This is a genomic window from Silvania confinis, assembly GCF_025564085.1.
Classification (GTDB): domain Bacteria; phylum Pseudomonadota; class Gammaproteobacteria; order Enterobacterales; family Enterobacteriaceae; genus Enterobacter; species Enterobacter confinis.
The window spans coordinates 186,556-210,822 of sequence record NZ_JAMGZJ010000076.1; the positions used below are offsets into that span (position 1 = coordinate 186,556).

Annotated in this window: 26 protein-coding genes; 17 read left to right on the forward strand and 9 right to left on the reverse strand. The window is 56.8% G+C overall.

Annotated elements, in window-relative coordinates; translation table 11 throughout:
- Window positions 1-13: 13 nt before the first annotated feature.
- Window positions 14-1,348: an MFS transporter gene (locus M8013_RS13225; RefSeq protein WP_271268266.1), complete on the reverse strand. Its 1,335-nt coding sequence runs from the start codon at window positions 1,346-1,348 to the stop codon at window positions 14-16.
- Window positions 1,349-1,762: 414 nt separating this feature from the next.
- Between M8013_RS13225 and garD the strand changes: the two genes are divergently transcribed.
- The 8 genes from garD (at window position 1,763) to M8013_RS13265 (ending at window position 9,802) form a co-directional block, all read left to right on the forward strand.
- A complete protein-coding gene (garD, locus tag M8013_RS13230; RefSeq protein ID WP_271268267.1) occupies window positions 1,763-3,334 on the forward strand; it encodes a galactarate dehydratase in 1,572 nt (523 codons plus the stop codon).
- A gap of 177 nt (window positions 3,335-3,511) precedes the next feature.
- On the forward strand, window positions 3,512-4,366 hold the full coding sequence (locus M8013_RS13235; RefSeq protein WP_271268268.1) for a tagatose bisphosphate family class II aldolase: 855 nt from the start codon (window positions 3,512-3,514) through the stop codon (window positions 4,364-4,366).
- Window positions 4,367-4,388: 22 nt separating this feature from the next.
- Window positions 4,389-5,660 (forward strand): tagatose-bisphosphate aldolase subunit GatZ, encoded by a 1,272-nt coding sequence (gatZ, locus tag M8013_RS13240; protein ID WP_271268269.1) that lies wholly within the window; start codon window positions 4,389-4,391, stop codon window positions 5,658-5,660.
- Window positions 5,661-5,674: 14 nt separating this feature from the next.
- Window positions 5,675-6,142: a PTS galactitol transporter subunit IIA gene (gene gatA, locus M8013_RS13245; RefSeq protein WP_271268270.1), complete on the forward strand. Its 468-nt coding sequence runs from the start codon at window positions 5,675-5,677 to the stop codon at window positions 6,140-6,142.
- A 27-nt stretch (window positions 6,143-6,169) separates the two neighbouring features.
- Window positions 6,170-6,454, forward strand: a complete 285-nt coding sequence (gene gatB, locus M8013_RS13250; RefSeq protein ID WP_271268271.1) for a PTS galactitol transporter subunit IIB — start codon at window positions 6,170-6,172, stop codon at window positions 6,452-6,454.
- A 4-nt stretch (window positions 6,455-6,458) separates the two neighbouring features.
- On the forward strand, window positions 6,459-7,832 hold the full coding sequence (locus tag M8013_RS13255; RefSeq protein WP_271268272.1) for a PTS galactitol transporter subunit IIC: 1,374 nt from the start codon (window positions 6,459-6,461) through the stop codon (window positions 7,830-7,832).
- Window positions 7,833-7,874: 42 nt separating this feature from the next.
- Window positions 7,875-8,918 (forward strand): galactitol-1-phosphate 5-dehydrogenase, encoded by a 1,044-nt coding sequence (gene gatD / locus M8013_RS13260; RefSeq protein WP_271268273.1) that lies wholly within the window; start codon window positions 7,875-7,877, stop codon window positions 8,916-8,918.
- Between the two features lie 110 nt (window positions 8,919-9,028).
- Window positions 9,029-9,802 (forward strand): DeoR/GlpR family DNA-binding transcription regulator, encoded by a 774-nt coding sequence (locus M8013_RS13265; protein ID WP_271268274.1) that lies wholly within the window; start codon window positions 9,029-9,031, stop codon window positions 9,800-9,802.
- A gap of 95 nt (window positions 9,803-9,897) precedes the next feature.
- Here M8013_RS13265 and rsmI read toward each other — a convergent pair whose 3' ends face one another.
- Complete coding sequence (gene rsmI, locus M8013_RS13270) at window positions 9,898-10,761, reverse strand: 16S rRNA (cytidine(1402)-2'-O)-methyltransferase (RefSeq protein ID WP_271268275.1); 864 nt, start codon at window positions 10,759-10,761, stop codon at window positions 9,898-9,900.
- 62 nt (window positions 10,762-10,823) lie between these two features.
- On the opposite strand from rsmI, the gene M8013_RS13275 reads away from it, so the two are divergent.
- The 4 genes from M8013_RS13275 to dolP are packed head-to-tail and all read left to right on the forward strand — an operon-like array spanning window position 10,824 to window position 14,434.
- Window positions 10,824-12,884, forward strand: a complete 2,061-nt coding sequence (locus M8013_RS13275; RefSeq protein ID WP_271268276.1) for a penicillin-binding protein activator — start codon at window positions 10,824-10,826, stop codon at window positions 12,882-12,884.
- A complete protein-coding gene (locus tag M8013_RS13280) occupies window positions 12,842-13,237 on the forward strand; it encodes a YraN family protein (RefSeq protein ID WP_271268277.1) in 396 nt (131 codons plus the stop codon). Before M8013_RS13275 ends, M8013_RS13280 begins: the two co-directional genes overlap by 43 nt.
- Window positions 13,238-13,258: 21 nt before the next feature.
- Window positions 13,259-13,849, forward strand: coding sequence for a DnaA initiator-associating protein DiaA (gene diaA, locus M8013_RS13285; RefSeq protein ID WP_271268278.1), 591 nt, complete (start codon window positions 13,259-13,261; stop codon window positions 13,847-13,849).
- Window positions 13,850-13,858: 9 nt separating this feature from the next.
- Entirely contained in the window at window positions 13,859-14,434 is a 576-nt protein-coding gene (gene dolP / locus M8013_RS13290; protein ID WP_271268279.1) for a division/outer membrane stress-associated lipid-binding lipoprotein, read from the forward strand.
- Window positions 14,435-14,476: 42 nt separating this feature from the next.
- Here dolP and M8013_RS13295 read toward each other — a convergent pair whose 3' ends face one another.
- Window positions 14,477-15,121, reverse strand: coding sequence for an NAD(P)H-binding protein (locus M8013_RS13295; protein WP_271268280.1), 645 nt, complete (start codon window positions 15,119-15,121; stop codon window positions 14,477-14,479).
- Between the two features lie 126 nt (window positions 15,122-15,247).
- On the opposite strand from M8013_RS13295, the gene M8013_RS13300 reads away from it, so the two are divergent.
- Window positions 15,248-15,766 carry a type 1 glutamine amidotransferase domain-containing protein gene (locus M8013_RS13300; protein WP_271268281.1) on the forward strand — a complete coding sequence of 173 codons (519 nt, stop codon included), beginning with the start codon at window positions 15,248-15,250 and terminating at the stop codon, window positions 15,764-15,766.
- Here M8013_RS13300 and M8013_RS13305 read toward each other — a convergent pair.
- Window positions 15,752-16,180, reverse strand: a complete 429-nt coding sequence (locus M8013_RS13305; protein WP_271268282.1) for a YhbP family protein — start codon at window positions 16,178-16,180, stop codon at window positions 15,752-15,754. The two genes, M8013_RS13300 and M8013_RS13305, sit on opposite strands and share 15 nt — an antisense overlap.
- Before the next feature lie 14 nt (window positions 16,181-16,194).
- Between M8013_RS13305 and M8013_RS13310 the strand changes: the two genes are divergently transcribed.
- Window positions 16,195-16,536 (forward strand): GIY-YIG nuclease family protein, encoded by a 342-nt coding sequence (locus tag M8013_RS13310; protein WP_271268283.1) that lies wholly within the window; start codon window positions 16,195-16,197, stop codon window positions 16,534-16,536.
- Here the strand turns inward: M8013_RS13310 and M8013_RS13315 are convergent.
- Window positions 16,523-17,026, reverse strand: coding sequence for a GNAT family N-acetyltransferase (locus M8013_RS13315; protein ID WP_271268284.1), 504 nt, complete (start codon window positions 17,024-17,026; stop codon window positions 16,523-16,525). The genes M8013_RS13310 and M8013_RS13315 overlap by 14 nt on opposite strands.
- Complete coding sequence (ubiT, locus tag M8013_RS13320) at window positions 17,020-17,544, reverse strand: ubiquinone anaerobic biosynthesis accessory factor UbiT (RefSeq protein WP_271268285.1); 525 nt, start codon at window positions 17,542-17,544, stop codon at window positions 17,020-17,022. Before ubiT ends, M8013_RS13315 begins: the two co-directional genes overlap by 7 nt.
- A gap of 221 nt (window positions 17,545-17,765) precedes the next feature.
- On the opposite strand from ubiT, the gene ubiU reads away from it, so the two are divergent.
- The 3 genes from ubiU to M8013_RS13335 all read left to right on the forward strand — a co-directional run bounded on the left by ubiU (window position 17,766) and on the right by M8013_RS13335 (window position 20,746).
- On the forward strand, window positions 17,766-18,761 hold the full coding sequence (gene ubiU / locus M8013_RS13325; RefSeq protein WP_271268286.1) for a ubiquinone anaerobic biosynthesis protein UbiU: 996 nt from the start codon (window positions 17,766-17,768) through the stop codon (window positions 18,759-18,761).
- A gap of 8 nt (window positions 18,762-18,769) precedes the next feature.
- The gene (locus M8013_RS13330; protein ID WP_271268287.1) at window positions 18,770-19,648 is read left to right on the forward strand and encodes a U32 family peptidase; all 879 of its coding nucleotides are present in this window, start codon (window positions 18,770-18,772) and stop codon (window positions 19,646-19,648) included.
- Window positions 19,649-19,738: 90 nt separating this feature from the next.
- Complete coding sequence (locus M8013_RS13335; RefSeq protein WP_271268288.1) at window positions 19,739-20,746, forward strand: luciferase-like monooxygenase; 1,008 nt, start codon at window positions 19,739-19,741, stop codon at window positions 20,744-20,746.
- Between the two features lie 44 nt (window positions 20,747-20,790).
- On the opposite strand, the gene mtr is transcribed toward M8013_RS13335, so the two are convergent.
- The 3 genes from mtr to yrbN form a co-directional block, all read right to left on the reverse strand.
- Entirely contained in the window at window positions 20,791-22,035 is a 1,245-nt protein-coding gene (mtr, locus tag M8013_RS13340) for a tryptophan permease (protein ID WP_271268289.1), read from the reverse strand.
- A 142-nt stretch (window positions 22,036-22,177) separates the two neighbouring features.
- Window positions 22,178-24,130, reverse strand: a complete 1,953-nt coding sequence (locus tag M8013_RS13345; RefSeq protein ID WP_271268290.1) for a DEAD/DEAH family ATP-dependent RNA helicase — start codon at window positions 24,128-24,130, stop codon at window positions 22,178-22,180.
- Window positions 24,123-24,203 carry a protein YrbN gene (gene yrbN, locus M8013_RS13350; protein ID WP_097919743.1) on the reverse strand — a complete coding sequence of 27 codons (81 nt, stop codon included), beginning with the start codon at window positions 24,201-24,203 and terminating at the stop codon, window positions 24,123-24,125. The genes M8013_RS13345 and yrbN overlap by 8 nt, the downstream gene beginning before the upstream one ends.
- Between the last annotated feature and the right edge of the window lie 64 nt (window positions 24,204-24,267).

Here is a 24,267-nt window from a genome sequence, read left to right on the forward strand (position 1 = left end):
TTTATACCTTTGCTTATTTCTGCAATTCCATACGTTTGATGTCGCCCACTACGAACAGGTAGCAGAACATCGCCATCAGTGCTGAACACCCTACGAATACCAGCGCCGCGTTGAACGAGTGCAGTTCGCTGACCAGATAGCCAATCACCAACGGCGTGACGATTGACGCTACGTTGCCAAAGACGTTAAACACCCCGCCGCACAGACCGACGATCTCTTTTGGCGCAGTATCAGAAATTACCGGCCAGCCCAGCGCACCAAAACCTTTACCGAAGAATGCCAGTGCCATCAACGCCACCACCAGCGCAGTGTTGTTGGTGTAGTTACACAGAATAATGGTGGATGCCAGCAGCATACCGACCACAATCGGCAGCTTACGCGCCAGGGTAATCGACTTGCCTTTCTTGATCAGATGGTCGGAGAAGACGCCACCCAACACGCCACCGGCAAAACCACAGAGCGCCGGAATAGAAGCCACCAGACCCACTTTCAGAATCGACATGCCTTTTTCCTGCACCAAATAAATCGGGAACCAGGTGAGGAAGAACCAGGTGATGGTGTTGATAAAATATTGCCCGAAAAACACGCCCAGCATCATGCGGTTCGACAGTAATTGCTTGATGTAGTGCAGTTTAGGACCGCTTGCCGCTTTGTCGCCCGGCTTTTTATGGTCCATGTCGACAACCGCGCCACCGTCTTTAATGAACTGCAACTCCTCGGCAGTCATACGTGGGTGATCGGTTGGGTTATGGATTAACTTCACCCACAGACCGGTCAGTACAAAACCAATCACGCCCATTACGGTAAAGACATGTTCCCAACCCCAGGCAAAGGTCAGCCAGCCGAGCAGCGGAGAGAACAGCGCCAGTGAGAAGTACTGTGCGGAGTTAAAAATCGCTGATGCGGTGCCGCGCTCTTTGGTCGGGAACCAGGCCGCCACAATACGGGCGTTGGCCGGGAACGACGGTGCTTCAGAGAAGCCCAGCATAAAGCGCATAAAGAACATCGAGATACCAGCCCAGGCCAGCGGCACGAAATCGACGAAGCCCTGCAGGAAGGTAAACAGCGACCAGAAGAACAGGCTGTAGGTATAGACCTTTTTCGATCCAAACTTATCCAGCAGCCAGCCGCCGGGGATCTGCATCAGCAGGTAGGCCCAGCCGAAGGCGGAGAAGATGTATCCCATCTCCACCGCGCTTAACTGCAGCTCCTCGGCCACTGCGGTACCGGCAATAGAGAGCGTCGCGCGGTCAGCGTAATTGACCGCCGTAACAATAAAGATAATTAACAGAATCAGGTAGCGGGTGGGAGCACCCTTTTTTGCACTCACGGTAGTATCCAGCAACATTTTTATTTCCTCTGGCACATCGGTGTCGTTATTTTTATTATTTTAAGAAAGAGGCGTTCCTGATTATTTATTGATAGCAGGCAATATCAGGTAATTAACCAGACGCATTGAAATCGTTATTGAGTATAATCAACTGCCCTACCCTCCGCACTGTCGCATTGCTCAATTTTAGACGGGTGCAACAATAATATTTTGAGCATATGCACAACATCCTGGGCGCTGATGCACAGATTTATGCATTACCCTACCAGGGCGGGATCTGATGTCAAAAATGAGTGATCTTGATCACGTTTTCAATTCGCTGCGCCTGACATTCTTTATTCCACTGAGCAGAGTCTTTATTTCCGACTACAAGAAAATATACGCACTCTTTTACCAAAAATTTATCTACCCCTTGTTGGAGAATACTGGAAAATGGCCGATATCGAAATTCGACAAGAGTCGCCAACCGCGTTTTATATTAAGGTTCATGAGACCGATAACGTGGCGATTATTGTTAATGATCATGGGTTAAAAGCCGGAACGCGTTTCCCGGACGGACTCGAACTTATCGAGCATATTCCGCAAGGTCATAAAGTGGCGCTGGTGGATATTGCCGAAAAAGGCGAAATCGTGCGTTACGGCGAAGTGATAGGTTATGCGGTGCGCGCAATCCCGCAGGGCAGCTGGATTGATGAATCGCTGGTCTCACTACCGGAAGCGCCGCCGCTGAACACCCTGCCGCTGGCAACCCGCGTGCCGGAACCGCTGCCAGCGCTGGAAGGCTATACCTTTGAAGGTTACCGCAATGCAGACGGCAGCGTCGGCACCAAAAACCTGTTGGGTATCAGCACCAGCGTGCACTGCGTTGCAGGCGTAGTCGATTATGTGGTCAAGATTATCGAGCGCGATCTGCTGCCAAAATACCCGAACGTCGACGGTGTCGTCGGCCTGAACCACCTTTACGGCTGCGGTGTGGCAATCAACGCTCCGGCGGCAATCGTGCCAATCCGTACCATCCACAATATCGCACTGAACCCGAACTTCGGCGGTGAAGTGATGGTGGTGGGTCTCGGTTGCGAGAAGCTCGTGCCAGAAAAACTGCTACAGGGCACCGAAGACGTGCAGGCCATCCCGGTGGACAGCGCCAGCATTGTGCGTCTGCAGGATGAGCATCACGTCGGTTTCCGCTCGATGGTGGATGACATCCTCCAGGTTGCAGAACGCCATCTGGCGAAACTGAACCAGCGTAAACGTGAAACCTGCCCGGCATCCGAGCTGGTTGTGGGCACCCAGTGCGGCGGCAGTGACGCCTTCTCCGGCGTGACGGCTAATCCGGCGGTTGGCTATGCATCCGACCTGTTTGTGCGCTGCGGTGCTACGGTGATGTTCTCGGAAGTGACCGAAGTCCGCGATGCCATCCATCTGTTAACGCCGCGCGCCATCAACGAAGAAGTGGGCAAACGCCTGCTGGAAGAGATGGCCTGGTACGATAACTATCTCGAGATGGGCCAGACCGATCGCAGCGCCAACCCGTCTCCGGGTAACAAGAAAGGTGGTCTGGCGAACGTGGTGGAAAAAGCACTGGGCTCGATTGCTAAATCAGGACAGAGCGCCATTGTTGAAGTGCTTTCACCGGGCCAGCGCCCAACCAAACGTGGTCTGATTTATGCCGCCACGCCGGCCAGCGATTTTGTTTGCGGCACCCAGCAGGTGGCTTCCGGGATCACCGTGCAGGTGTTCACCACCGGTCGCGGCACCCCGTACGGCCTGATGGCCGTGCCGGTTATTAAAATGGCGACTCGCACCGAACTGGCCAACCGCTGGTTCGATCTGATGGACATCAACGCAGGCACTATCGCCACCGGCGAAGAGAGCATTGAGGACGTGGGCTGGAAACTGTTCCACTTCATTCTGGATGTCGCGAGCGGACGTAAGAAAACCTTCTCGGATCAGTGGGGACTCCACAACCAGCTGGCGGTATTTAACCCGGCACCTGTGACCTGATAATGCTGTAAACCTCCTTTAGCATGGCTTCGGCCATGCTTTTTTTTTGCCTTTCGTTCTTTCGCAACCTTCCTTTCACTTTCGATTCTTTCGTTTTTACGATATCAATCACAAAAAAGCATTCCGAAACACTATATCTTCTTTCGAAGAAAACAAACGAAAGGTTTCGGAGGAAGGATGTACATCATTTCGACCAAAGCGATGCTGACGAAGGCCCGACATGCCGGTTACGCCGTTCCGGCTTTTAATATTCATAACCTTGAAACACTGCAGGTGGTGGTGGAAACCGCCGCCGAGATGCGTTCCCCGCTGATTGTTGCCGGCACGCCGGGCACGTTCAGCTACGCCGGTACCGGCAACATCATTGCCATCGCCGGGGATCTGGCGAAAACGTATAACCAGCCGCTGGCGATCCACCTCGATCACCATGAAGATTTCGACGATATCGCGCAGAAAGTGCAGGCAGGCATTCGCTCGGCGATGATCGACGGCTCGCACCTGCCGTTTGCCGACAACGTGGCGCTGGTGAAACGGGTCGCCGACTACTGCCATCGCTATGACGTTAGCGTCGAAGCGGAGTTGGGGCGTCTCGGTGGTCAGGAAGACGATCTGGTGGTGGACAGCAAAGATGCGCTGTACACCCATCCGCAGCAGGCCCGGGAGTTTGTCACCCTCACCGGCATCGACTCCCTTGCCGTCGCCATTGGCACCGCTCATGGCCTGTATACCGCCACGCCGAAACTCGATTTTGAGCGTCTGGAAGCGATCCGCAATCAGGTTGATGTCCCGTTGGTACTGCACGGCGCATCGGGCCTGTCGACGGCCGACATTCGCCGCGCGATCGGCCTGGGCATCTGCAAAGTTAACGTCGCCACAGAGCTGAAAATCGCCTTCTCCGACGCGCTAAAAACCTATCTGGCCATCCATCCTGAGGCCAGCGATCCACGCCACTACATGATCCCCGCCAAAGCCGCCATGAAAGAGGTGGTGCGCAAAGTCATTAATGACTGCGGCTGCGAAGGCAAACTGTAAACCACGCTAACCGGAGGAAACGGTGAAAAATATTATTGCCCGTCATAAGGCGGGAGAGCATCTCGGAATTTGTTCGGTCTGTTCAGCCCATCCATTGGTGATTGAAGCCGCCCTGCGCTTCGACCTGCCGACCGACAATAAAGTATTGATTGAAGCGACGTCCAACCAGGTGAATCAATTTGGCGGCTATACCGGCATGAAGCCTGCCGACTTCCGCGATTTCGTGCTGACCATTGCCGCCAGAGTGGGCTTTCCCACGGAGCGACTGATCCTCGGCGGTGACCATCTGGGTCCCAACTGCTGGCAGAACGAACCCGCAGAGGCGGCAATGGAGAAGGCCGTTACGCTGATAAAAGCTTACGTCGCGGCGGGCTTTAGCAAGATCCATCTCGATGCGTCGATGTCCTGCGTCGACGATCCAGTCCCGCTGGATCCTGACGTGGTGGCCCAGCGGGCAGCGCGTTTATGTCAGGCCGCAGAAGCGATCGCCACTGACGCGCAAAAAGCCGCGCTAACCTACGTGATTGGCACCGAGGTGCCGGTTCCGGGCGGGGAAGCCAACAGCATCGACAGCGTGCACGTCACACGGGTGGAGGATGCCGCCCGCACCCTGGAAACCCACCAGCAGGCGTTTCATGCTCTGGGGCTGGATACGGCGATGGAACGCGTGATCGGCATCGTGGTACAGCCCGGCGTGGAGTTCGACCATACGCAGATTATCCACTATCAGCCGCAGGCTGCCGAAGCGCTGTCGGGCTGGATCCGCCAGACCCCGATGGTCTACGAAGCGCACTCTACCGACTACCAGTCACGCCAGGCTTACCGGGCGCTGGTGCGCGATCACTTTGCGATCCTGAAGGTTGGCCCGGCCCTCACTTTCGCCCTGCGCGAAGCGATATTTGCCCTCGCGCAGATGGAAGAGGTGCTGATCGCCCCGGAGAGCCGCAGCCGCGTAATGGAGGTGATCGATGAAGTGATGCTGAACGAACCGGATTACTGGAAAAAATACTATCGCCCGACCTGGAGCCAGGCGATGGTGGACATTCACTTTAGCCTGTCGGACCGCATTCGCTACTACTGGCCGCACCCGCGCATTCGTCAAAGCGTGGACAAACTGCTCGCCAACCTCGGCACCCTGACTCTGCCGCTGGGGCTTGTCAGCCAGTACCTGCCGGTGCAGTTTGAACGCTTAACCGCCCGGACGCTCGCAGCCACGCCGCAGGATCTTATCCTCGATAAAATCCAGGACGTACTGCGCGCTTACCGCTACGGCTGCGCCCCTGACGCTGCCTGAAAACCGGAGATCCCATGAGCAAACTGTTTGTCCGTACCGGCATTGAATTCGCCACCTGCCAGCAGGCGCTGGCCCATATTGGCGAAGAGATGCTGACGAAAGGGGTGGTTCATGCCACGTACCCTGCCGCGCTGCTGGAAAGGGAAGCGGTGTTCCCGACCGGCATTGTCCTTGAAAGCCATGCGGTTGCCATTCCGCACTGCGAAGCCATCCACGCCAGAGAACCGGCCATCTACCTGATTCGTCCGGACAAACCGGTGAATTTTCAACAGGCAGACGATGATGCGGAAATCGCCGTATCACTCATTATCGCGCTGATCGTTGAAAACCCTGCGGCGCAGCTCACCCTGCTGCGCCGGTTATTTAGTGAGCTACAGAACCCAGCCACGCTTACGGCGCTGCTTGCCGCGCCGGACCACCAGCTGGCGGCACTGTTTCGGGGTTTCATCCTGACCTCTGAACCCTGCAAACAGGCCTCATAACATACTGATAATAAGAAGGAGTACCCTATGAAACGTAAAGTGATTGTTGCCTGTGGCGGTGCCGTTGCGACCTCGACCATGGCCGCAGAAGAGATCAAAGAGCTGTGCGATGCGCACAACATTACCCTCGATCTGGTGCAGTGTCGGGTTAATGAGATCGAAACCTACATGGATGGGGCGGATCTGATCTGCACCACCGCGAAGGTCGACCGCACCTTCGGCGATATTCCGGTAGTGCACGGGATGCCGTTTATCTCCGGTGTCGGTATTGAAGCCCTGCAGCAAAAAATCCTGACCATCCTCGAGGGGTAAGGCCATGTTTAACGAAATCATGCGTTACATCCTCGATTTGGGGCCGACGGTGATGCTGCCTTTAGTGATCATCGTCTTCTCGAAGCTGCTGGGGATGAAGCTCGGCGACTGCTTTAAATCGGGGCTGCATATCGGGATCGGTTTTGTTGGCATTGGGCTGGTGATCGGTCTGATGCTCGACTCGATCGGGCCCGCCGCCAAAGCGATGGCAGAGCAGTTCCAGATTAACCTGCACGTGGTGGACGTAGGCTGGCCGGGGTCATCGCCGATGACCTGGGCCTCACAGATTGCACTGGTCGCCATTCCTGTCGCCATCGGGGTGAATATCCTGATGCTGGTCACCCGCATGACGCGGGTGGTGAACGTCGATATCTGGAATATCTGGCACATGACGTTTACCGGCGCAATGCTGCATCTGGCGACCGGTTCGTACTGGCTGGGGATCTTAGGCGTGGTGGTACACGCGGCATTTGTCTACAAGCTGGGCGACTGGTTCGCCAGAGATACGCGGGACTTTTTCGGCCTTGAAGGCATTGCTATCCCCCACGGCTCCTCCGCTTACCTTGGGCCAATTGCGGTGCTGGTCGATACGATTATCGAAAAAATTCCGGGACTTAACCGCATTCATTTCAATGCCGATGACGTGCAGAAGCGCTTCGGGCCGTTTGGCGAGCCGGTGACCGTCGGGTTTGTGATGGGTCTGGCGATCGGCATGCTGGCCGGTTACGACGCAAAAGGCGTCCTGCAGCTGGCAGTGAAAACGGCGGCGGTGATGCTGCTGATGCCGCGGGTGATTAAACCGATCATGGACGGCCTGAACCCGATAGCTAAACATGCCCGCAAGCGCCTGCAGGCAAAATTTGGTGGCCAGGAGTTCTTAATTGGTCTCGATCCGGCGCTGCTGCTGGGCCACACCGCGGTGGTCTCCGCCAGCCTGATCTTTATCCCGTTAACCATTCTGATTGCGGTGCTGGTGCCGGGCAACCAGGTTCTGCCGTTTGGCGACCTGGCCACCATCGGCTTCTTCGTGGCGATGGCCGTGGCGGTGCATCAGGGCAACCTGTTCCGCACGCTGATCTCCGGCGTCATCATCATGAGTATCACCCTGTGGATCGCCACCCAGACCATCGGTCTGCACACGCTGCTGGCGCAAAATGCCGGCGCACTGAAAGCGGGCGGACTGGTGGCTTCAATGGATCAGGGCGGATCTCCCGTCACCTGGCTGTTGATCCAGCTCTTCACCTGGCAAAACGTGGTGGGCTTTATCGTCATCGCAACTATCTATCTGACGGGCGTACTGCTCACCTGGCGTCGGGCACGCAGCTTTATCGCGGCAGAAAAACAGACCGCCATTCAGCAAAACCAGACTGCATCTTGATCCCTGGGGAGCGATGCTCCCCTTTTTTTTCTGGAGTGAATCATGAAATCAGTGGTAATTCACGCTGAGGGCAGCGTGCGCGTTGAAGAACGTCCTGCGCCTCAGATTCAGGACGCGGATGATGTGCTGGTGCGCATCGTCTGCTCCGGGCTGTGCGGATCCGATATCCCGCGTATTTTTGCTAAAGGGGCCCACTATTACCCCATCACCCTCGGTCACGAATTTAGCGGCTACGTTGAAGCCACCGGGGATCAGGTTGCGGATCTCGCGCCGGGAGATGCAGTCGCCTGCGTGCCGTTGCTGCCCTGTTTTACCTGCCCGGAGTGTGAAAAAGGCTATTTCTCGCTGTGTAAGCAGTATCAGTTTGTCGGCTCGCGCAGCGAAGGGGGGAATGCGGAGTTTATCGTGGTGAAGCGGGCCAATCTGTATCGGCTGCCTGCCGCTATGCCCATCGAGGACGGCGCCTTTATCGAACCGATCACCGTCGGCCTGCACGCGTTCCATCTGGCGAAAGGGTGTGAGGGTAAAAACGTGGTGATTGTCGGCGCGGGCACCATTGGTCTGCTCGCGATGCAGTGCGCGCAGGCGCTGGGCGCGCGCAGCGTGACGGCTATCGACATTAACGAGGACAAACTGACCCTCGCCGCCTCGCTTGGCGCGACCCAGGTGTTCAACAGCAAAACGCTGAGTGCCGCCGGGATCCTCGCCGGACTGCAGGAGAATCGCTTCGACCAGCTGATTCTGGAAACTGCCGGTGCGCCGCAAACCGTCTCACTGGCGATTGATATCGCCGGCCCGCGTGCACAGGTGGCGCTGGTGGGCACCCTGCACCAGGATCTGACGCTATCCGCCGCAACGTTCGGGCAGATCCTGCGTAAAGAGCTGACCCTGCTCGGTAGCTGGATGAACTATTCCGCCCCCTGGCCAGGCGTTGAGTGGGAAACGGCGGCGCGACTGCTTACCGAGAAAAAACTGCAGCTGGCACCGCTGATTGCCCATATCGGCGACAGCGAAAGTTTCGCTCAAGCCATTCAATCTCTGAATGGTTCTCCGATGCAGGGTAAAATCCTGCTGCGCCTGAGCTGAGCCCATGAGCCAGCAACCGGAGCTGGCTCACATTTACTTTCGAACGCTAGCGTTCACCTTTCGCATCCCTTCGATTAAACTGGAGCAAGTTAATTATCAGGCAAATCAAAATGAACTCATTTGAGCGAAGGAACAAAATCGTCGATCTGGTGAATGCCAACGGTAGCGTGCTGGTGCTCGACCTTTCGAATTCTTTTGGCATCTCCGAGGTGACCATCCGTGCCGATCTGCGGCTGCTGGAAGAGAAAGGGCTGGTGACACGCTTTCACGGCGGCGCAGCCCGGCCGGGCAGTAATCTCGCCGAAAGCGAAAGCCAGGAAGTGATGCTGGAAGATCGCTATAGCCTCGCCAGCGATCCGAAAAAACGGATCGCGATCGCGGCCGTAGCAATGATTGAAGAGGGGATGACGGTGATCCTCGACAGCGGCAGCACCACGATGCTGATCGCCGAAGGGCTGGCGAAAAAAGCCAATATTACGGTGATCACCAACAGCCTGCCGGCGGCCTTTACGCTGTCCGACAACAAAGACATCACCCTGGTGGTGTGCGGGGGAACCGTGCGCCATAAAACCCACTCGATGCACGGCACCATCGCCGAGCGCTCATTATCCGGCATCAGCGCCGATTTAATGTTTGTCGGCGCGGACGGTATCGACACTACCAACGGCATCACAACCTTCAACGAAGGCTACTCGATCAGCAGCGTGATGGCAGCGGCGGCGCATAAAGTGATCGCCGTGCTGGACGCGAGTAAATTTAATCGCCGGGGATTCAACCAGGTACTGCCGATGGAGATGATTGACTGCGTCATTACAGATGAGGGGATCGGCCAACGCGACAGAGAGTTACTGGGCAAGAGTGACGCCGATGTAATTATTGTCTGAATGCACGCTGGCAGGTTATCGCATGACCTGCCAGGTTCCCTTTTTATTCCGACATTTGTTCCGACATGTCGGAAGGTTTTACTCAGCGCACTGAGTTATTCCCCCTGCTGCTCCAGGGCATACTTATACAGCGCATTCTTCTTCACGCCGTGGATCTCCGCTGCCAGCGCTGCCGCTTTCTTCAGCGGTAACTCCGTCTGCAGGAGGGCCAGGGTACGTAGCGCATCAGCTGGCAATGCATCTTCCTGCGCCTTATGCCCTTCGACGATCAACACCATCTCGCCCTTACGGCGGTTATCATCTTCTTTCACCCACGCCAGCAGCTCGCCAACCGGCAGGCCGTGAATGGTTTCCCAGGTTTTGGTCAGCTCACGCGCCAGCACCACGTAACGCGCCTCTCCCCAGACGGCCACCATGTCTTCCAGGCTCTCCAGCAGGCGGTGGGTGGATTCATAGAAAATCAGCGTGCGCGGTTCGGCTTCAAGCTCTTTCAGCACATCACGACGGCCTTTCGATTTAGCGGGCAGGAACCCTTCGTAGCAGAAGCGGTCTGACGGTAGGCCCGCCGCACTTAATGCGGCAATGGCGGCGCACGGCCCCGGCAATGGCACCACCCGGATGCCCGCTTCGCGGCAGGTGCGCACCAGATGGTAGCCAGGGTCATTGATCAGCGGCGTCCCGGCATCGGAGACTAACGCGATGTTCTGTCCCTCTTTCAGCTTCGCCACCAGGGTGTCAGCTTTTTGTTGCTCATTGTGATCGTGCAGGGCAAACATGCGGGCGTTAATCGCGAAATGTTGCAACAGCAGGCCAGTATGACGGGTGTCTTCAGCCGCAATAAGATCAACGTCTTGCAATACGGTCAGTGCACGGTGGGTAATATCAGACAAATTCCCGATGGGAGTAGGTACAATAAAGAGCTGACCCTGAGAATTATCTGCCGTTTCGTGTTGTTTCATTGTTTCATCCGTATTGCCGATTTAATATTGAGCATTGCGTAAAAAATATCACTGGATACAGTATGGTACCCTTAACGTTTCTTCGTAAGAAAGTCACGCGCAGCCTTCCGCTGGTGCTGGCAGCCCTCATCTTTGCTGGCTGCGGTACGCAGGCGCCCGATCAAAGTGCTGCCCACATGGCGGGTACAGCGCAGGCTGATTCCGGCTTCTACCTGCACCAGATGGAGCAGAGCGCAAATGATACCCGGATCAACTGGCAATTACTCGCCATTCGTGCACTGCTGAAAGAAGGTAAAACCCAGCGCGCCGCCGAACTGTTTAACCAACTGCCGCAAACCATAAGCGACAGCCAGCGCCGCGAGCAGTCACTGCTGGCCGCCGAACTGAAGGTTGCGCAGAACGATGCCGCCGGGGCGAAAAAGATCCTCGCCGATATCGACATCAGCGCGCTGGATAAAAACCAACAGGCGCGTTTCTGGCAAGCTGGCATTGCCGCTGAACAAGGACGCCCTTCCCTGACTCTGCTGCGCGCCCTGATCGCCCAGGAGCCGCTGCTCGCCGGAGCCGATAAACAGAAAAATATCGATGCAACCTGGCAGGCGCTCTCCGCCATGAACCCGGATCAGGCCAACGCGCTGGTGATCAACGCCGATGAAAATGTCCTGCAGGGCTGGCTGGATCTGCAGCGCGTCTGGTTCGATAACCGCAATGACCCGGATATGCTGAAAGCCGGGATCCGCGACTGGCAAACCCGCTATCCGAACAACCCAGGGGCGACTCTGCTGCCAACCCAGTTGGTGAATGTGCAGAACTTCAAACCGGCCTCCACCAGCAAAATTGCGCTGCTGCTGCCGTTGAGCGGCCAGGCCGCCGTCTTCGGCCGCACCATCCAGCAGGGTTTTGAAGCGGCGAAAAATGGCACCACCGCTGTTGCAGGCGACGCCGTACCCGCCCAGGTGGCGCAGGCCGCCAACACAGGTGATGTGGTCAGCCCGTCAGCAGCGGAAACCGGCGATCTGACCGGCGCCCAACCTGTCGCAGCACAACAACCTGTCGCCGCACCACAAGACAGCGTACAGGCGCCGGTTCAGGCCCCTGTCACTGCCGAGGCGACACAGGCCGTGAGCCCATCGCCCGTTGCCGCCAACCCGGCTGCCGAGCTGAAAGTGTATGACACCAGCGCGCAACCGCTGAGCCAGGTGCTGGCTCAGGTTCAGCAGGATGGGGCCAGCATTGTGGTTGGCCCGTTGCTGAAAGGTAACGTTGAAGAGCTGATGAAAAGCAACACCCCGCTGAACGTGCTGGCGCTGAACCAGCCTGAGCAAGTGCAGAACCGTCCAAACGTCTGCTACTTCGCCCTGTCGCCAGAAGATGAAGCCCGCGATGCCGCGCGCCACATCCACCAGCAGGGTAAACAAGCTCCACTGCTGCTGACGCCGCGCAGCGAGCTGGGCGAACGTGTCGCTTCCGCCTTTGCCAGCGAGTGGCAACATCTGGGCGGCGGTATCGTCCTGCAGCAAAAATTTGGCTCGCTGTCCGAGCTGAAAATGGGCGTTAACGGCGGGTCCGGCATTGCCCTAAGCGGCAGCCCAATCGCGTCCAGCCTGCCGCAGCAGCAGAGCGTAACCGTCGGCGGCCTGACCATCCCAGCCCCGCCAACCGACGCGCAAATCAGCGGCGGTGGCGCTGTGGACGCGGCCTATATCGTGGCAACCCCGGACGAAATCGCCTTTATCAAACCGATGATTGCGATGCGTAACGGCAGCCAGAGCGGTGCCACGCTGTACGCCAGCTCCCGCAGCGCACAGGGCACCGCCGGGCCGGACTTTCGTCTTGAAATGGAAGGCCTGCAGTACAGCGAAATCCCAATGCTTGCGGGCAGCAATCCCCAGCTGATGCAGCAGGCGCTCAGCAGCGTGCGTAACGACTACTCGCTGGCACGCCTGTACGCCATGGGCGCTGACGCCTGGGCGCTGGCAAATCACTTCACCCAGATGCGCCAGGTGCTGGGCTTCCAGATTAACGGCAACACCGGCGATCTTACCGCCACTCAGGATTGCGTGATTAACAGGAAGTTATCATGGCTCAAATACCAGCAGGGACAGGTCGTTCCGGCCAGTTAACCCGCAAACAGACCGGCGCCGCGTGGGAGTTACAGGCACGTCGCTGGCTTGAGCGCAAAGGACTGCGTTTTATCGCCGCGAACATACACGGGCGCGGCGGTGAAATTGACCTCATTATGCAAGACGGCCCGGTGATCGTGTTTATCGAGGTGCGCTATCGCCAGTCATCACAATTTGGCGGTGCCGCCGCCAGCGTCACCCGGGCCAAGCAGCAAAAATTATTACACACCGCCCAGTTGTGGCTTGCCCGGCAGAATGGGAGCTTTGATACTGTGGATTGCCGGTTCGATGTGGTAGCCTTCACCGGCAACGCCATCGAATGGCTCAAAAACGCCTTCGGCGAAGACGCGTAAATCAGATCGTTAAGGGATACTGTGCTCGAAAGAATTAAGGCTTGCTTCACGGAAAGCATTCAGACTCAGATTGCAGCGGCAGAAGCGCTGCCGGACGCCATTTCCCGCGCGGCGATGACACTGGTGCAATCCCTGCTTAACGGCAACAAAATCCTCTGTTGTGGCAACGGCACATCGGCCGCCAACGCCCAGCATTTTGCTGCCAGTATGATTAACCGTTTTGAAACTGAGCGTCCCAGTTTACCTGCCCTTGCACTTAATACCGATAATGTGGTCTTAACGGCGATTGCTAACGATCGTCTTCATGACGAGATCTACGCCAAGCAGGTCCGCGCGTTAGGACATGCCGGTGATGTTCTGCTGGCTATCTCCACGCGCGGTAACAGCCGCGACATCGTAAAAGCCGTTGAGGCTGCCGTCACCCGCGATATGACCATTGTCGCACTGACCGGCTACGACGGCGGCGAGCTGGCCGGGCTGTTAGGCCCGCATGATGTTGAGATCCGCATTCCCTCCCACCGCAGCGCGCGTATTCAGGAAATGCACATGCTGACGGTGAACTGTTTGTGCGATCTGATTGATAACACGCTTTTCCCTCACCAGGATGATTAAGGAGTTTACATGAAGGCATTTTCGCCCCTCGCAGTCCTTATTTCTGCACTGCTGCTTCAGGGATGTGTTGCTGCAGCGGTCGTGGGTACCGCGGCGGTCAGCACCAAAGCCGCAACTGACCCGCGTTCAGTGGGCACGCAGGTAGATGACAGCACGCTGGAGCTGCGCGTAAACAGCGCATTATCCAAAGACCAGCAGATCAAGAAAGACGCACGCATTAACGTCACCGCTTATCAGGGCAAAGTGCTGCTGGCGGGCCAAGCACCGAATACCGAACTCGCCGCCCGAGCGAAGCAAATCGCGATGGGTGTAGAGGGGACAACCGAGGTGTTTAACGAAGTGCGCCAGGGCCAGCCGATTGGCCTGGGAACGGCGTCGAACGATACCTGGATCACCACTAAAGTGCGCTCCCAGCTGTTGGGCAGCGATCAGGTGAAATCGTCGAATGTGAAAGTGACCACCGAGAATGGCGAAGTGTTCCTGCTTGGCCTGGTGACCGACCGTGAAGGCAAAGCAGCGGCCGATCTCGCCAGCCGGGTGAGCGGCGTTAAGCACGTCACCACTGCCTTTACCTATCTCAAGTAACTCTGCCTTGCGCCCTCTGCATTCAGGAGAGGGCGCAACACATCATCCTTCACCCTGCGCCATCTCCCGCAGTTTTGCCGAAGGAATGATCGTTGTCCCGGGCGGTGCCGCAGTCAGTGCCTCTTTTAGCATCACCTGCGCCACGTCGCGGGCATCAATCGACTTCCAGTTACCCGGCAACAGACGGAACACCGGCGCAAACAGCGATTCACTGAAGCGATGCTTTTCCCGATCCCCCAGCAGCATCGACGGACGCACAATGGTCAGCCGCTCCCACTGCTGGGCAATCAGCGCCTCTTCCATTTTCCCTTTCACTTTGTTGTAGAAGAACGGCGAGTGCGCGTTGGCTCCTATTGCGCTGACTACCAGCATGTGTTTTGCCCCGAGCCGTTTGCCGGTCAGCGCCGTATCCACCACCAGGGTGTAATCGGCATGGATAAAGGCCTCTTTGCTGCCCGCCTCGCGCTTCGTGGTGCCCAGACAACAAAAGACAATATCCACCGGATCCTGAACCTGTGCCAGAGCGTCAGTGAGCTGGGGATCGTGCGGGTTAAAGACCCCGTCAATATCCCCCAGTGGTCGCCGCGTAGGTGCCGCGATATAGTTGAACTTCCGCTCCTGAATCAGCATCCGCAGCAGATGCCCTCCCACCAGACCGGTGGCGCCGGTAATTAAAACCTGACTCATGATTCCTCCTTTGCAGATTAGTCCGTATGCGATTTGATGCATTTCAACCACACTGAGTAGTCTTATCGGTAAGTATTTACCACTCACCGAAAAAAAGCTGTCTGAAGCCAAAACAACGGAGGAAACATGAGCAAGAAAATAGCGGTCTTGATCACCGACGAGTTTGAAGATTCAGAATTCACCTCGCCTGCCGAGGCGTTTCGCTTAGCGGGGCACGAGGTGATTACGATCGATAAAGAGGCCGGGAAAACGGTGAAAGGCCACAAAGGCGAGGCCAGCGTCACCATCGACAAGGCCATTGACGATGTCAATCCGGCTGATTTTGATGCCCTGCTGCTGCCCGGAGGGCACTCCCCGGACACCCTGCGCGGCGACGAACGCTTCGTCACCTTCACCCGCGATTTTGTCGCTTCCGGGAAACCGGTGTTTGCCATCTGTCATGGCCCGCAGCTGCTGATCAGCGCCGAAGTGGTGCGCGGTCGTAAACTCACGGCGGTGAAGCCGATCGTTATCGATCTGAAAAACGCCGGCGCGGATTTTTACGATCAGGAAGTGGTGGTCGACAAGGATCAGCTGGTGACCAGCCGAACCCCGGACGATCTGCCCGCCTTTAATCGCGAAGCGTTGCGCTTACTCGGGGCGTAGCCAGTGCAGTTTTGTACCAAAGCCCAGGGTGTTGTCGGTGAACTTGAGTTCGTCGAGGCGAATTTCCCATACCGGGGCTGACAGCGCCAGCGCCACCGGAAAGCGACGATTATAGTGCTTACGCTTAGCGTCGCTTTCCTCCCCTTCCAGGCGGCGAATTTCCCCTTTGAACTGCAGCCCGCGGATCAGCGCCACGGTTTTCGGCTGCCCGTTGACCGTGCCTGCCACCTTCGCCTGTTTACCGGTCATCTGCGCGTGACGGGTCTTATCTTCACTCAGAACATAGAACGCCACATGCTGCGGATCGTAGTAGTAAAAGGCGTTGGCGCACCACATCTCCTCTTCCTGGTGTACGCACCAGGTGACGACGTGCTGCTTCGCCAGCCAGCGGTTGATGGCGGCCAGAGTTTCCATTTCGCTTCTCTCTCGTGCTAAGGTGCGTTCACCTTAACATACTGAATCTGTCCGCCGTGTGCTGGTTTCTCTATCTGGTCCGAACCGCTGATAATGCGCTGTATACCGGCATCACCACTGATGTCGCGCGTCGCTTTCTGCAACATCAAACAGGAAAAGGGGCGAAGGCGCTGAGAGGCAAAGGCGAACTGACGCTGGCCTTTTCTGCCATCGTGGGTGAACGCTCGCTTGCGCTGAGACTGGAATACCGCATAAAACAGCTGACGAAGCGCCAGAAAGAGCGCCTCGTCGCCGGGGACGGGTCGTTTGAGGCGCTACGCGAGAGCCTGCAAACGTCGCTGATTAAAAGCGATTGAAGTGGTCGTGATACTCTACCAGGCCGCTGACACCGTTCAGGGCATCGTCCGCCAGGCCATGCAGCTGGAAGGCCATTTCGGTGCCCGGCCAGCGGCAGTGCAGATCGTAGTTCGCTGCTTTCTCAAAGCCTAAACGGCTATAAAAGGCCGGATCGCCCAGCGTCACGACCGCCGCATAACCAAATTCGTTCAGCGAATCGAGCCCTTCATAGACCAACTGGCGCGCCAAACCTTGTCCACGGTAATTCTCATCAACGGCCAACGGCGCCATGCCAACCCACTGCAGCTCTTCACCCTGTACGCTAACGGGGCTAAAAGCGACGTAGCCAACCACCTGGCCTTCATCGTCGGTAGCGACCAGGCCTAGTGTAATCAGGCCGTCTTCACGAAGATCCTGCACCAGTCGCGCTTCGCCGTCACTTTCGAACGTCCGGCGTAATAACGCATCAATACCCGGCGCATCGATCCCAATTTCAACTCGAATCAGCATGGCTCACCTACAGAAGTGTGTTTACTTTCCGGCGGAGTGTTTAAACCCGCCTCGACAAAATCGGCCATTTGCAGCAACGCCATGCGCAGCGCCTTTGGCATCTGCTCCAGTTCAATCGCATCCATCAGATTTTTGACGTACAGCCCTAGCTCCGTATCGCCTTCAATCACCAGACGGCGCTGGAAAAAGAGCGTATCAGGATCCTGCTTACGCGCTGCGATCATCAGCAGATCGCTGGCGTTAGCGCTAAAACTGACGTCTGCATCGGCCGATTCACGTACGATAAGTTGACCGTTATCGACCGAGGTGTACCAGCGTAGGCCAATATCCCGCACGTCGATACTTAACCAGCGTCCTTCCAGAAATTCCAGCTCGCCCTCCGCCAGCGCCTGGCGAAATTGCCAGCTCAGCACCTGCTCCAGCACCTGGCGCTTAAGCGCAAACGGTGCCAGCTTGACCGGTACGCTCAACAGCGACGGGCCAACGTGGACGAGACGTGAACGCAGTTTATCCAGCACGAGCATTACTCCCTGATATCTATAGTTCCAATATTTTGCCATATCCAGTCGACGGTATAGCGGCGTAAATCAACAAACTGACATCCGGCGTAATTCAATATTGGTGTCATCAATACGCCATTAGCTGCCTTAAATCAAAAATTGTCGCCAGATGGTTAATTAAAATCCCTCCTCGATAACAATTTTACCGCCCTCTGGGGCGGTAAACGCCAGGATAAATTATGGAGCTGCTCTGCCCTGCTGGAAATCTACCGGCGCTTAAGGCGGCCATCGAAAACGGTGCCGATGCGGTTTATATCGGGCTGAAGGACGATACCAATGCCCGTCATTTCGCTGGACTGAATTTTACCGAGAAAAAACTGCAGGAAGCGGTGAGCTTTGTGCATCAGCATCGCCGCAAGCTGCATATCGCGATCAATACCTTTGCGCACCCGGACGGCTATCAACGCTGGCAGCGGGCGGTGGATATGGCCGCCCAACTGGGTGCCGATGCCCTGATCCTTGCCGACCTCGCCATGCTGGAGTATGCCGCTGAACGTTACCCGCATATTGAGCGCCATGTCTCGGTTCAGGCATCGGCCACCAATGAAGAGGCTATTCGCTTTTACCATCGTCACTTCGACGTGGCGCGCGTGGTGCTGCCGCGCGTGCTCTCTATTCATCAGGTTAAGCAACTGGCGCGCGTGACGCCGGTCCCGCTGGAGGTGTTTGCCTTTGGCAGCCTGTGCATTATGGCCGAAGGCCGTTGCTACCTTTCCTCTTACTTAACCGGCGAATCGCCAAACACCGTGGGTGCCTGCTCCCCGGCCCGCTATGTGCGCTGGCAGCAAACGCCACAGGGGCTGGAGTCACGCCTGAACGAGGTTTTGATCGACCGCTATCAGGACGACGAAAACGCTGGATACCCGACGCTGTGCAAAGGTCGCTATCGGGTGGATGGCGAGCTGTACCACGCGCTGGAAGAGCCGACCAGCCTGAACACGCTGGAACTGCTGCCGGAACTGCTGGCAGCTAACATTGCGTCGGTGAAAATTGAAGGCCGTCAGCGCAGCCCGGCATACGTCAGCCAGGTGGCGAAAGTGTGGCGCCAGGCGATCGATCGCTGTATGGCGGACCCACAGCACTATGCCCCGCAGTCCGCCTGGATGGAAGCACTCGGATCCTTGTCCGAAGGCACTCAGACTACGCTTGGTGCCTATCACCGTAAATGGCAGTGAGATAACGCATGAAATATTCATTAGGACCGGTGCTGTACTACTGGTCAAAAGAGACGCTGGAGGATTTCTACCAGCAGGCGGCGAACAGCCAGGCCGACGTGATTTATCTCGGCGAAGCGGTGTGCAGCAAACGCCGCGCCACTAAAGTGGGCGATTGGCTGGAGATGGCGAAAAACCTGGCGGACAGCGGCAAGCAGGTGGTGCTGTCCACGCTGGCACTGGTGCAGGCTTCGTCTGAGCTGAATGAGCTGAAACGCTATGTCGATAACGGTGATTTTCTGCTGGAAGCCAGCGACCTGGGGGTGGTGAATCTGTGCGCCGAGCGTAAGCTGCCGTTTGTCGCCGGGCACGCGCTGAACTGCTATAACGCCGTCACCCTGCGCCTGCTGCTCAAGCAGGGCATGACGCGCTGGTGCATGCCGGTAGAACTTTCCCGCGACTGGCTGGTTAACGTATTAACTCAGTGCGACGAGCTGGGTATCCGCAATCAGTTCGAAGTCGAGGTGCTGAGTTACGGGCATCTGCCGCTGGCGTACTCTGCCCGCTGCTTTACCGCGCGTTCAGAAAATCTGCCAAAAGATGAATGTGAGACCTGCTGCATCAAATACCCTAACGGGCGCAGCATGCTGTCACAGGAGAATCAGCAGGTGTTTGTGCTGAACGGCATTCAGACCATGAGCGGCTACGTGTACAACCTGGGTAATGAGCTGGCCTCAATGAAAGGGCTGGTGGATATGGTCCGCCTGTCGCCGTTGGGCACCGATACCTTGGCGATGATTGATGCCTTCCGTGCGAATGAAAACGGCACCTCCCCGCTGCCCCTGACTGCAAACAGCGAGTGCAACGGCTACTGGAAGCGGCTGGCCGGGCTGGAGCTGCAAGAGTAAAGGATGAAGTGTAAAAGCTCACTTTGTTAACAACGGTTATCATTTTTTAATGCACTATTAAAAGATTCGCCGTCGACAAAGTGAGCTGTTATGACTGATAAAACCATTCCCTTTTCGGTGCTGGATCTGGCACCCATCCCAGAAGGATCCTCGGCTGGAGTTGCCTTTTCCCACTCTCTGGACCTTGCCCGTCTTGCTGAACAGCGCGGTTATCATCGTTACTGGCTGGCCGAACACCATAACATGGTCGGGATTGCCAGTGCCGCCACGTCGGTACTGATAGGCTATCTGGCGGCCAATACGACGCGGCTACATTTAGGCTCTGGTGGCGTAATGCTGCCCAACCACTCGCCGCTGGTGATCGCCGAACAGTTTGGCACGCTTAATACTCTCTATCCTGGCCGTATCGATTTGGGTCTGGGCCGTGCACCGGGTAGCGATCAGCCCACCATGCGGGCCTTGCGCCGGCATATGAGCGGCGATATCGACAACTTCCCCCGCGATGTGGCCGAGCTGGTGGACTGGTTCGATGCCCGCGACCCGAACCCGCACGTACGCCCGGTTCCCGGTTACGGCGAACAGGTCCCGGTCTGGCTGCTGGGTTCGAGTTTATACAGCGCCCAACTGGCGGCACAACTTGGCCTGCCGTTTGCGTTCGCCTCGCACTTTGCCCCGGATATGCTGCACCAGGCGCTGCATCTGTATCGCACAAACTTTAAAGCGTCCGAGCGGCTGGAAAAACCGTACGCGATGGTGTGTATCAACATCGTTGCTGCCGACAGTAACCGCGATGCGGAATTCCTGTTCACCTCCATGCAGCAGGCGTTTATGAAGCTGCGCCGTGGCGAGACAGGCCAGCTACCGCCGCCGGTAGAGAATATGCATCAACTGTGGTCTGCGTCCGAGCAGTATGGCGTCCAGCAGGCGCTGAGCATGTCGCTGGTGGGCGATAAGGCTAAGGTCCGTCACGGGCTGGAGTCAGTTCTGCGTGAGACACAGGCGGACGAGATCATGGTGAACGGCCAGATTTTCGATCATCAGGCGCGGCTGCATTCGTTTGATCTGGCGATGCAGGTAAAAGAAGAGTTGGTGGGATAACGTGTTGCTTTGCCCGGTGGCGCTACGCTTACCGGGCAAATTCTTTACTGATATACCGGCAACAAATTAAAGCTGGAAAGTACGTGTACCAGCGCGTTGCCAATACCGAACACCAGGATCAGTGCAATCATCGGCTTGCCGCCCCAGACGCGGAATTTTGGGCTGCCGAAGCGTTTACGTGATTTGCGTGCCAGTAGCGCTGGCACAATCGCCGCCCAGATGGTGGCCGCCAGGCCTGCATAGCCAATGGCATACAAGAAACCGTTCGGCCACAGTAGACCACCAACCACTGGTGGCAGGAAGGTCAGCAGCGCAGTTTTCAGACGCCCCAGCGCAGAATCATCAAAACCGAACAAATCCGCCAGATAGTCAAAAAGGCCCAGCGTTACGCCAAGAAAAGAGCTTGCCACGGCAAAGTTGGAGAAGACAACCAGCAGCAGTTCCAGACTACGGCTGTTCAGCACCCCGCTCAGGGCCTGCACCAACACATCAATGTTGCCGCCCTTCTGCGCAATACCGATAAACTCCGGGCGTGGAATGTTACCCATCGTCCCCAGCAGCCAGATCACATATAACCCCAGCGCCAGCAGCGTGCCGTACACCAGGCAGCGGATAATGGTGTGCGGATCTTTACCGTAATACTTCATCAGGCTCGGTACGTTGCCGTGATAGCCAAACGATGCCAGGCAGAACGGCAGGGTCATCAGCAGATACGGAGAGTACGAGGTATTGCTCTCGGCAACATTAAACAGCGTGGTCGGTGTGACATGCCCCAGCAGACTGCCAAAGGTCAGGAAAAAGGTGATGACCTTGGCTCCGAGCACGATCGCCGTCATCCGGCTCACCGCCTTGGTGCTCATCCAGACGATAAAAGCCACCGCCAGAGCAAACACCAGACCCGCCAGCCGTGCCGGAACATTCAACGACATCTCCAAAAAGGTATGGTGCAGAATCGAGCCGCTCGCAGAGATGTAGGCGTAGGTCAGGATATAGAGAACAAAGGCAATAGAAATGCCGTTGACGATATTCCAGCGCTTACCCAGCAGGTCGCGGGTAATGGTGTCGAAGCTCGAGCCAATACGGTAATTCAGGTTCGCTTCGAGGATCATCAGGCCAGAATGCAGCATACAGAACCAGGTGAATACCAGCGCCGCCAGCGACCAGAAGAACCACGCCCCGGACATGACCACCGGCAGGGAGAACATACCTGCGCCAATGATTGTGCCGCCGATGATCACCACGCCGCCGAGCAGCGAGGGTGACGTTTGGGTGGTGGTTAGTGTCGCCATACAGCCAATTCTCCAGTGAAAAGTTTTGCTACCGAATCTTAATGCGTCGCACTGTACCAGTACAAGAGTACAAAAGGAATAAAAAAAGCCCCGATATCGCTATCGGGGCTGTATATATTACTTTACGACAGAAGCGTAAGGCTTACGCGTCACGACGACGGGTAGGCGCTGCGCCATCTTCGCGACGTGGGCCACGGTTTTCGCGACGCTCACCGCTGAAGCGGCCTGCACCTGCTGGTGCTGCGCCATCACGACGAGGACCACGGTTGCCTTCACGACGCTCGCCGCCGCCGAAGCTACGACGGTCGCCAGCTGGGCGATCGCCTTCACGACGAGGACCACGGTCAGGACGCGGCTGGGCATCGCCCATCAGCTGCATGTTCATCGGCTTGTTCAGGATGCGGGTACGGGTAAAGTGCTGCAGCACATCGCCCGGCATACCTTTTGGCAGCTCGATGGTGGAGTGAGTACCGAACAGCTTGATGTTACCAATGTAACGGCTGCTGATGTCGCCTTCGTTAGCGATCGCGCCAACGATGTGACGAACTTCAACACCATCATCACGGCCCACTTCAATGCGGTACAGTTCCATCTCGCCAGCATCACGACGTTCGCGACGTGGACGGTCTTCACCAGGCGCACCTGCTGCACGTTCAGGACGGTCACCACGTGGGCCACGATCGTTACGGTCACCACGATCATTACGATCGCGACGCTCGAAACGCTCATCGCGTTCACGGAATTCACGCTTCGGACGCATTGGTGCATCAGCCGGAACGATCAGCGCGCGTTCGCCCTGAGCCATTTTCAGCAGTGCTGCTGCCAGCGTTTCAACATCCAGCTCTTCGCCTTCTGCGCTCGGCTTGATTTGCGCCAGCAGAGCACGGTACTGATCCAGGTCGCTGCTTTCCAGCTGCTGCTGTACTTTCGCGGCGAACTTCTCCAGACGGCGTTTGCCCAGCAGATCTGCGTTTGGCAGGTCGGCTTCTGGAATGGTCAGCTTCATGGTGCGTTCGATGTTACGCAGCAGACGACGCTCGCGGTTCTCAACGAACAGCAGCGCACGACCCGCACGACCCGCACGACCGGTACGGCCGATACGGTGAACGTAAGACTCGGAGTCCATCGGGATGTCATAGTTAACAACCAGGCTGATACGCTCAACGTCCAGACCACGTGCTGCCACGTCGGTTGCAATCAGAATATCCAGACGGCCGTCTTTCAGACGTTCCAGAGTCTGCTCACGCAGTGACTGGTTCATGTCGCCGTTCAGCGCTGCGCTGTTATAACCGCTACGCTCCAGTGCTTCTGCCACTTCCAGGGTCGCATTTTTGGTACGAACGAAGATAATCGCCGCATCAAAATCTTCTGCTTCCAGGAAACGCACCAGCGCTTCGTTTTTACGCATACCGTGTACAGACCAGAAAGTCTGGCTGATGTCCGGGCGAGTGGTTACGCTGGACTGGATACGCACTTCCTGCGGATCCTTCATGAAACGACGGGTAATACGACGGATCGCTTCCGGCATGGTTGCAGAGAACAGAGCGGTCTGATGACCTTCTGGGATCTGCGCCATAATGGTTTCTACGTCTTCGATGAAGCCCATGCGGAGCATTTCGTCAGCTTCATCCAGTACCAGACCGCTCAGTTTAGAGAGATCCAGTGTACCGCGTTTCAGGTGATCCAGCAGACGACCCGGCGTACCGACGACAATCTGTGGGCCCTGACGCAGGGCGCGTAACTGCACGTCATAACGCTGGCCGCCGTAAAGGGCAACCACGTTTACGCCGCGCATATGTTTAGAGAACTCAGTCATCGCTTCCGCAACCTGAACAGCCAGTTCACGGGTCGGAGCCAGGACGAGGATCTGCGGTGCGCGCAGATCAGGATCAATGTTGTTCAGCAGCGGCAGCGAGAACGCCGCAGTTTTACCGCTACCAGTCTGGGCCATGCCCAGCACGTCACGACCCGCGAGCAGATGTGGGATACATTCTGCCTGGATCGGAGATGGTTTTTCGTAACCCAGATCGTTAAGGGATTCAAGGATAGGAGCCTTCAGGCCCAGATCTGCAAAAGTGGTTTCGAATTCAGCCATGTAGTACAAGTGCCTCGATATTAATGGCGGCCAGTCTACATAACTCGTCGTGAAAATGATTAGCAATTTTCATTGAAAAGTGTGAACCGGCTCAAAGTAGGTGTATTGACGAACAACAACGCCCTCACCCGTGAAGA